The organism is Deltaproteobacteria bacterium (assembly GCA_029858205.1).
Lineage (GTDB): Bacteria > Desulfobacterota > GWC2-55-46 > GWC2-55-46 > DRQE01 > JAOUFM01.
This window is the reverse complement of sequence record JAOUFM010000012.1, coordinates 42,208-50,635: the sequence shown is the minus strand read 5'-3', so window position 1 is coordinate 50,635 and position 8,428 is coordinate 42,208. Positions and strand designations below refer to the sequence as shown.

Below are 8,428 nucleotides of genomic sequence, written 5' to 3'. Positions count from 1 at the left end.
TGCTTTTGATGGGTGATAGATAGTAAAACGTGAAGTAAACCGACACAATGTATATGACGAATGCGGAAAAAGAGGTTTACGAATTATTTGCTTGTTACGGCATTATTCCTGCTTCCGGCAGTTGCCGCAGGTTTTGCAATCGAGGTCAGCGGGTAGGTCGGGTTAGCGAAGCGTAATCAGACGGAAAAATCCACGGAGCTTACGAAATGCAAAACAAGCCCGGTGTCCCTCTCCCTTTCTCCCTCTCCCCGTTGCAATTGGGGAGAGGGAGTTTTATTTGAGCACTAGTAGTTATTCTCGACCTCTGGCATTGGCAGTTTCCTCAAAATTCTCTCCCCAATTGTATTGGGGAGAGGATTAAGGTGAGGGGTTACGGCGCTTGTTGTAGGCGGTTTTTGTGTTAGAATAATTTGGCGTGAAGCACGGTGCAGTGTCAATCTGCGGACTTGAACAGCAAAGGTTCGTTCTCTTTTGCAGGGGGAAAATGCTTGAAAAACCGACCGTATACTGTAAAATAAAGCGAGTGTAATATATCCGGCATCGCTTCGCACCGGAATGGTGTTACTGGCATAAAAACGCATGTCGAATAACGGCAGATATACGCACTCGGTGATGTTCCACCATTTTCATGACTCCGTACATCCCGAGGGGCAAGGTTCTCTTTCGGCAAACGATCTTGAGGAAATGCTCGACTGGCTGTCGAGGGAGCATCAAATATTAAATGCCGGGGAATACCTGTTCCGCCTCGAAAAAAACACGCTGGAAAGCCATCAGATATGCCTGAGTTTCGATGACGCGTTATGCTGCCAGGTGGATGTGGCGCTACCTGTTCTGGATGGCCGGAAGATCGAGGCGTTCTTTTTCGTTTATTCATCGCCATTTTGCGGCGACCCCGACCTTTTGGAAATTTATCGATATTTCAGAACGACAAAATTCGCCCGAATGGACGACTTCTATAAAGAGTTTTTTTCCAAAGCCAAATCCCTTCACGAACAAATATATTCGAATGCCCTGAAGAGCTATGATGAAAGCAGTTATCTCCTGGCATGTCCTTTTTATACGAAAAACGATAAATGGTTCAGGTTTTTGAGGGACCAGGTTCTTGGAAAGCTTGAGTATGAAAAAATCATGGAGCAGATGATGTCCAGGCATGGATTTGACAAGGAGGCTGCTTCAAGAAATCTTTGGATGAACGACCAGGATATCCGAGAGTTGCACGGAAGCGGGCATATCGTCGGGATGCATTCGTACTCGCATCCGACCGTCATGCATAAGTTGACCGCAGCGCAGCAGCAACTCGAGTACGAAAAAAACTTCGAGCATCTTCGCTCGGTACTGGCCTCGGACCCGATTGCGATGTCGCATCCTTGCGGTAATTATAACGAGGACACCTTGAACATACTGAAAAAATTGGGAATAAGAATAGGGTTTAGGAGCAATAACAGCATAACCGGCATCAGGTCCAGGCTGGAGGTCCCGAGGAATAATCACGCCAACGTATATAGAGAGATGAAGAAATGAAAATTACCGTGTTTACGAGTAATCAGCCGAGACATCTGGCCCTGGTGAACAGGCTTGCTGACGTTTCCAGCACAACGTATGCCGTTTTGGAGTGCAGTACTGTTTTTCCGGGGAAGGTGGAAGATTCATACAAGAAGACGGATGTCATGCGGCGCTACTTCGAAAAAGTAATCGCCGCCGAAAATGCGTTATACGGAAATATTTCCTTTTCGAAGTCCAATGTCAGGACACTGGCGATAAAAAAAGGCGATCTGAGCATGCTTGGCAACGAGCATTTAAAGGAGGCATTATGTTCGGACCTCTATGTGGTGTTCGGCGCCAGCTACATCAAGGGGTGGCTTATCGATTATCTGGTAAGCAAGAAGGCCATCAATATTCATATGGGTGTGTCTCCGTACTACCGGGGCAGTGCGTGCAACTTTTGGGCTCTTTACGATAATAAACCCGAATACGTCGGCGCAACAGTGCATCTTTTGTCGAAAGGGCTCGATAGCGGGCCGGTGCTTTATCACGCACTGCCTGTCTTGAAGGGCGATACCCCGTTTGAGTTCACCATGAGAGCCGTAGAGGCGGCGCAGGAATCGCTGGTAGAGAGGATTTCGAGCAATCAGATTTTTGATTTTCAGCCGCAAGAGCAGGATAGGTCGCAAGAAATCAGATATGCAAAAAAGTCGGATTTTACCGATGAGGTGGCCGACGAATTCCTAAAACGGAATTTAGACGGCGGCAATCTGGCTTCGCTGCTCGATAAAGCCGTTAAACCGCAATTGATCGCACCTTTCTATCGTTAATCGGCCATTCTTTCAGTAGAGAGGTTCTTCATTGATGGTTAGCCTGTTGCGGCGTGCCTATCGTATTGCAAGCCAGGCGGTGTTTCTTCGTTGCGGCCGGTTTTTTTGAAGAACGTCGAATTCCGATTCGGCGCATTTCCGAAGTAACAATCTTTTATATTCCGGTGTAGGCCTTACGGCCTGTGAGATTGCTTCTACATCAGGTTGCAGGCGTCACGCCCGCTAACCCCTAATCGTGTCCCTCGTGCTCTCCGCCGCCGTGCGAGGCGCCAAAGGCCTTTGCCCGTTCCTTGTCTATGGCGATGATGGTGTGCGTTATGGCGATCTCTTCGCCGACAAAATCCTTTGATAGCTTGAACTCAACGACTCTGTACCATGTCTCCCCGGACTTCGCAAGAAATGAATTGTTTACGCAAAGGCACTTGAACTTGAACCCGAGAGAGTGCTCGACCGGGTTTACGGTGTGCGGGCCGGAGAAGAAGTAGATGTCGTTTGGGGTCGTGTTCTTTGTAGCGAGCACAAAGCGCTTTGTCTCGCCGGGCTTTAGCGTAAATGACGAGCCTTCTATGTGCGCGCCAAGCGGTGCGCTTTCGTTCTTGACGCTTTTCGTATCCCAGAGCTTTGCCTTGCCCTTTAGCTCATAGAGCTCGATAGCTGCCGGAAAGTCCTTATACTCCCATGCGATGTTGATTTTTACCTTGCCGGGTCCTGCAAGGGCGGCATGCGCGGTTATGAGCGCGAGGGCCGCTATCAGTACGGCAATGTATTGTTTTTTTGTCATTCGCTGTCGTCCTCGCGCGAGAATGTAAGCTTCTTGAACTTCAAATTGTCCGACTTGCCGGTATTCGTTATCTCGAAGGTGCTTTCCTTCGAGGCCTTTATCGAAAGTGTTGTCGAGAATATCTTGTACTCGGTAAAGCCGTCGGGCGGCGCGCTTGAGTTGCAGTCCCTGCCGCAGCCGTTACAGTCGCCGATTATTTCGTCCTCGTACTCGTAGTAAAGTCCGCCGATACGAAGCCTCAGGTCGTTTGGCGACGCCTCGAGCACCTCGTAGTTGCCTATGACAAAGCTTTGGTAGCTCATGCCTTCTTCATCTTCGCTTGCGCTGCCGGAGGAGCCGGATATGTACGCGCTGCCGTCGGCGCGAAGCCTTATGGTCGAGGATATCCAATAGGGAGGCTTATCGAGCTCCATGCTCCCAGTGAATGAGTCGTTTAGCATGGCCAGCGCGCCCGACTTCTCGAAGGCGTCCCGGTTTGCCTTGATGGCCTCTCTCATGGTCTTATCAGGGTCTATAAGGAACCACGACTTGCCGTCGAAAAATCTTAGTTCGCTTAGGACAAGGTCCTCGAATTTTTTGCCCTTATATGAATCGGTTATCTCGAATACGAGCCTTTTGCCTGTAAAGGGCTTTGGCAGCTCTATCGTTTGTGAGCCCATTGCGTCCTTTATATCTACGATGGCGAGGTAGTTGCCGTCGCCTGTGATGCGGATTTTTTTCACCCTGCCGTTTGAGTAGCAGTGCGTTGCCGACCTCTGGTAGCCGTTCCAGACGCGGATTTTTTCAATCCTTTTTTCCGTGTTAAAGCCGAAGCTAAGTGTCGGATTGGTGTCCCCGTCGGTTGCGTACGCGTACTCGAAGCGCGAATCGAATAGAAAGTACGGCGTGTACGCGGCCCTGGGGCTAAGCACGCTCGAAGCCACCACCGAGCCGCGCTCGATGTCCGGAGTTCTTATTTTATACGGTTTGTCTGCCTCGTCCTTGATTGTCAGGCCGCAGAGCTTGAAGCCTTTGTTATTTTCGAAGTTTATGGTGATTGAGCGCACATCTATGGGCTCGTCGAACCCGGAGAGCGTTAGCGTGTCGTCTTTTGTGTCGGTGTAGCGCGGGTAGGGCTTGGATTCGGCGTATTCGGGGTCGAGGAACACGACCCAGTCGTTGAAGTTGAAGAACACGGGGATGGAGCCGGTTATTGGCTTGCCGCAGCTTTTTATCTCGAGCTCTTTGACTTTTATCGCCTCATCGAAGTACATGTGGAGCTTTACAAATCTTGCCTCAGGGTTTGGCGCCCACGAGCCTTTTGAGAAGAGCGAGAACGGGTGCTCTTCTCCGAGCGCGTTCGTGTGTACCATGGAGAGGAAGGCGTCCTTTGCGTGGGCTGTGGCGGATGTAGCGATTATTGCAAGTGTAACGGCTGCTGCGATAAGGTGTTTACGCATCTTGTTCCTCCGTGTGTTGGTTGTTGGTGCGGCCGCGCTACGCCATGTATTTTCCGACAATCAATGGCTGCTGTCAACGGGGATTTTTCGCGCCTTATTCGAATATCTCGTAACTGCTCTTGATGTCTTTTTTCAGCATTGCGTCGTAGTGCCACCACTCAAGGGGCTGCTGGATAAAGCCGGCCTTTGTCATCGCGTTTCTAAGTATTTTTCTGTTTGCGATCTGCGCGGCGCTTAGGCGGCCGTTCTTTAGAAAGCCGTCTTCCTTTTGCGGCTCGGAAAGAGGGCTAAAGTCGTCGAAGCCAGTGCCCATGTCTATTTCCCTTGAGTCCGGGCCGATGACGGTCAAGTCAACCGCAAGGCCGTAGTTATGCACCGAGCCCTTGTCAGGGTCTGCGACGTAGGGCTGCATGGCGCTGCCTTTTACGTGCGCGTAGAGGGCGCGCTGCACGGACCTTGGCCGAAGGGCGTCGAGTATCAGGAGCTTATGGCCCGGGTGCGATGCGCCGAGGTTCTCTGAGGCCTTGAGCAGTTTTAGCGCCGCGTCTTTATGAAGGTATGCCTTGTTGAACTCGCCGTAGAGGTTCGTTTTAGTAAAGTTGTTTGTGGAGGCGTAGCGCAGGTCTATTGCGATTTGCCCGCCTGGCTGTATCTCTATGAAGTCTTTTGATTGGGCAAGGTTACGCATGGATTCGGTTATAGTGGCTGCTGCTGCGAGCGAGGCCGTAAGTATACATAGCGCCGTCAGTGCGAACAGCCGCTTTCCCATGATGCGTATTTTCCGATAATACGGGGCCGTTGTCAATTGGGGAGTTTGGCAGGGGGCCTGGATATGGAGATAGTCCGCGGAAATTCACGAGAATTTCAGGTTACGCAAATTCGTAAACAGGTATTTTACAGTAAACATCAAAAAATAGTTGACAGGGGGGTAGCGTGTGCTATAAGAGCAATAACAGTTGAATAGCGAGTTTCACCGATAAGGGCAAAGCATGGGTAACCATGCGACGCAAAGCCACCTGTCCTGAATAAAAAGGATAGAGGGGCTGTCGAAGTGAAGTTAGCATCAAAGGGCCAATGCGTAAGCCCGCCGATTTATCGGCGGGCTTTTTGTTTTGATAGCGGGATTTTAGAATTTAACGGTCGTGATTTTAGACGGAGGGTTTGCCATCATGAGAGAGCAGCGTAGCGCCAAAGAAATTGTAAAAATACTTTTTGAACGGGTTTTTTCGAACATGCGAAGGCTGCTTACAGGGCGCATAGGCATGGTCGTGAAGATGGCGGCCGTGGTCGCGGCAATATGGGCATTAAGTACACCTGGCAGAGCGGAAGCTGGTATAACATTTACTCCGGATAGGTTGGACTATACACTCGTGCAGGACACGTATGCATGGAAGCTGGTAGACATTAAATTTACCGATGGGACTGTTCGAATAATTAAGGTTATTAGTGCTCCAAAGTGGGTTTATATAGGGTCGATATGGTGTCATCCTTGTTATATGTTGCTTCAAATTGAAGCAATAGACGAATATTCCGGTGCTTATTCTGGAGACATTGTGTTGGAGACCGAGCGTTCCATAAAGCAATCTGATGGCAGTTATGTGTCGGTTCTGGAGCAGGTTAGTTATTCGATTACAATGACTGTGGTGAACCCTGTAATAAAGTATAACAAAAGCGAAGTGCATCTCGCATCTGACAGCTCATGTCCTGGCGGACAAAATAAAACAGAGCAATCTTTTGTGACAGCGGAACTCGTCAATCCGATGCAAGAGGATTCAAATACGTACACGGAGATATTTCTTTTTGGAGACGGACAGGCTGGGCTAGGAGCGTATTGGCACGATCATCAATATTCGCCTGCTGTTTTCACGTTGAGCCGTAATCGTGTTTATAATATAGTGGTAAAGTGGCCTAATGTTTCGACTGTGTCAGGAGCTTATGCCGGAGCAGTTTATTTTAAAACAAAACCGGCTAGCTATTCCCATACCATCCCCGTCACCTACACAGTCAACCAAAAGCCAAAGGTAACGTATTCAAACGGCGCGTTTGACGGATGCGATAAGTACAAAATAAACGCCACTGTCCAGCCTAACACTTCCTGCTCTTCGAGTTATAAGATTTATTTTGGCATGAGCCCCGAACCTACCACCATGACCGAGGTTTCCTCGTACCCTGACGGCAACGCAAAGACCGGAGCAGAGCCGTATACGGTTACGCATACGTTACCGGGTCTCGCCGCAAATATGGATTACTACTACCGCGTGGACGCGATAAACGGCCATGGCACGACAACAGGAGAGGTGCAGCATATAAATAAAGAAGGGTTCCCTGTTGAGTGCACCCCTTGTATTGACAAGGACGGTGATGGGGTGTATGCGGTTGCGCCGCTTTGCTACGCCGGGTATGATTGTGATGACAATAATAGGGCAGTAGCAGAGAAATCATGGTGGTATAAGGACGTTGACCAGGATAAGTACGCTTTTAAGAGCGCAAGCGGCGGTTATGACAGCACATACGCCTGCAATAAGCCAGATGATTACACTTCCGCAGACCTCGTCTATAGAGACAGCGAGAAAAATGTTGTCTATGACTGTGACGATGGAGATATGGCTGTAAAGGATACGAAAACGTGGTATAAGGATTATGACGGCGATGATTATGTGGATTTTGTTACCGATGCTGCCGGAAATAAAAAGGCTGCTTCGATAGAGGCGTGCGATCAGCCCGAGGGATACAAGGCCGCGGATTATGCCGGGTTTAAGAAGGACGGCGCTAATTTTATCTTCGATTGCATGGATGGTTCGACAATTGACGAACAAATATCCAAAGATTCCTATCCCGGCGCCGAGGAAAAATGTGACGGCGAGGACAACAACTGCAACGGCAAAAAGGACGAAACGTGCTGTGAGCCGACGATTAAGATAGTGAAGGATTCGATATGGCCAAAAATTCCGACAACACAGTTGTTGGTTACTTCGCATTATGCCGTGACGGAGGTTAAGGTTGGCTTGACGAAGCCTGCGCCGCCGCAGAAGTGCAAAATAAAGTTGAGGGAAGAGCAGGAAGCAGACAGCGGTGGTCATTTTCATAATGAGAAAAGGCCTCTGGGTACGTTGTCTGCATCAGAAGTGATATTTGCGTATGGCGAGAACGAGTCGAAGATAGTAAAATATACCGGTTCCGAGGCGTCGGGCGTGGACAGGATATACGCGACAACCGAGATGAACGGTGAAAAGAAAGAGGTTTTTGACAGTGTGACGGTGATGGTGCCGGATTTACAGCCGCTGGCAAGCGGGCCTGATTATAAACTCAAGTGCGATTTGTTCCCGACTATCGACCGGTGTGATGCGCGGTATCAACATAAGAATTTTTATAGCGTTCGCGAGGAGGTTGGGCGGGCAATGGTAGCAATTAGCTGCATGTATAATAATCTCTTCTCTAAGTCTAAGACGTTTTTGCTTATGGTAAATGACGCAAGCCTTGAATCTGGGGGATTGTATGACGTGAATAAAAACTGGAAAACGCCTCACACGACACACAGACTCGGAACGGATGTGGATATAAGGAGTTGGCCACTTACAGTCAGGATGAATGGAGAGAATGTTGAAGTAGGTATCCCGAAGGAGAATCGCTGGATGTTTAACAGGATTGTTTGTGCTGCCGGAGGGTATCCGAAGTTAGAGCACGAAAATATAGAAGGTGAAGAACATTATCATCTATATTTTTATTTATATAGTAATGACAAGAAGGACTTGTGTAGTAAATCTACGAATAAAAAGTAGGAGGTTCTATATGTTGCGGTGTCTATGGCTTTTCTTGATGGGGATTGGTTTGTTGATGGCGTTTGAACCGAGAATGGTTAATGCTCAAGACAAATCTGCTTATGTCAATATTTACTA

The 8,428-nt window shown here is 48.9% G+C and carries 6 protein-coding genes and 1 riboswitch; of the genes, 3 read left to right on the top strand and 3 right to left on the bottom strand.

Going from position 1 to position 8,428, the window contains the following annotated elements; genetic code table 11:
• Nucleotides 1-579: 579 nt before the first annotated feature.
• Together OEV59_08900 and OEV59_08895 are read left to right on the top strand one after the other, a co-directional pair.
• Nucleotides 580-1,521, top strand: coding sequence for a polysaccharide deacetylase family protein (locus OEV59_08900; protein MDH4227845.1), 942 nt, complete (start codon nt 580-582; stop codon nt 1,519-1,521).
• A complete protein-coding gene (locus tag OEV59_08895) occupies nt 1,518-2,312 on the top strand; it encodes a formyltransferase family protein (protein MDH4227844.1) in 795 nt (264 codons plus the stop codon). Before OEV59_08900 ends, OEV59_08895 begins: the two co-directional genes overlap by 4 nt.
• Before the next feature lie 229 nt (nt 2,313-2,541).
• Here OEV59_08895 and OEV59_08890 read toward each other — a convergent pair whose 3' ends face one another.
• The 3 genes from OEV59_08890 to OEV59_08880 all read right to left on the bottom strand — a co-directional run bounded on the left by OEV59_08890 (nt 2,542) and on the right by OEV59_08880 (nt 5,301).
• A complete protein-coding gene (locus OEV59_08890) occupies nt 2,542-3,093 on the bottom strand; it encodes a hypothetical protein (protein ID MDH4227843.1) in 552 nt (183 codons plus the stop codon).
• Entirely contained in the window at nt 3,090-4,532 is a 1,443-nt protein-coding gene (locus tag OEV59_08885; protein MDH4227842.1) for a hypothetical protein, read from the bottom strand. Before OEV59_08885 ends, OEV59_08890 begins: the two co-directional genes overlap by 4 nt.
• A 94-nt stretch (nt 4,533-4,626) precedes the next feature.
• Nucleotides 4,627-5,301 (bottom strand): M15 family metallopeptidase, encoded by a 675-nt coding sequence (locus tag OEV59_08880; protein MDH4227841.1) that lies wholly within the window; start codon nt 5,299-5,301, stop codon nt 4,627-4,629.
• A gap of 202 nt (nt 5,302-5,503) precedes the next feature.
• A riboswitch (cyclic di-GMP riboswitch) is annotated at nt 5,504-5,583 on the top strand.
• A 118-nt stretch (nt 5,584-5,701) separates the two neighbouring features.
• Between OEV59_08880 and OEV59_08875 the strand changes: the two genes are divergently transcribed.
• Nucleotides 5,702-8,311 (top strand): putative metal-binding motif-containing protein, encoded by a 2,610-nt coding sequence (locus OEV59_08875; protein ID MDH4227840.1) that lies wholly within the window; start codon nt 5,702-5,704, stop codon nt 8,309-8,311.
• The last annotated feature ends 117 nt before the right edge of the window (nt 8,312-8,428 follow it).

Coding starts and splice junctions, on each gene's coding strand:
- OEV59_08900 (MDH4227845.1), top strand. CDS start 580: ATGTCGAATAACGGCAGATATACGCACTCGGTGATGTTCCACCATTTT.
- OEV59_08885 (MDH4227842.1), bottom strand. CDS start 4,532: ATGCGTAAACACCTTATCGCAGCAGCCGTTACACTTGCAATAATCGCT.
- OEV59_08875 (MDH4227840.1), top strand. CDS start 5,702: ATGAGAGAGCAGCGTAGCGCCAAAGAAATTGTAAAAATACTTTTTGAA.
- OEV59_08895 (MDH4227844.1), top strand. CDS start 1,518: ATGAAAATTACCGTGTTTACGAGTAATCAGCCGAGACATCTGGCCCTG.
- OEV59_08890 (MDH4227843.1), bottom strand. CDS start 3,093: ATGACAAAAAAACAATACATTGCCGTACTGATAGCGGCCCTCGCGCTC.
- OEV59_08880 (MDH4227841.1), bottom strand. CDS start 5,301: ATGGGAAAGCGGCTGTTCGCACTGACGGCGCTATGTATACTTACGGCC.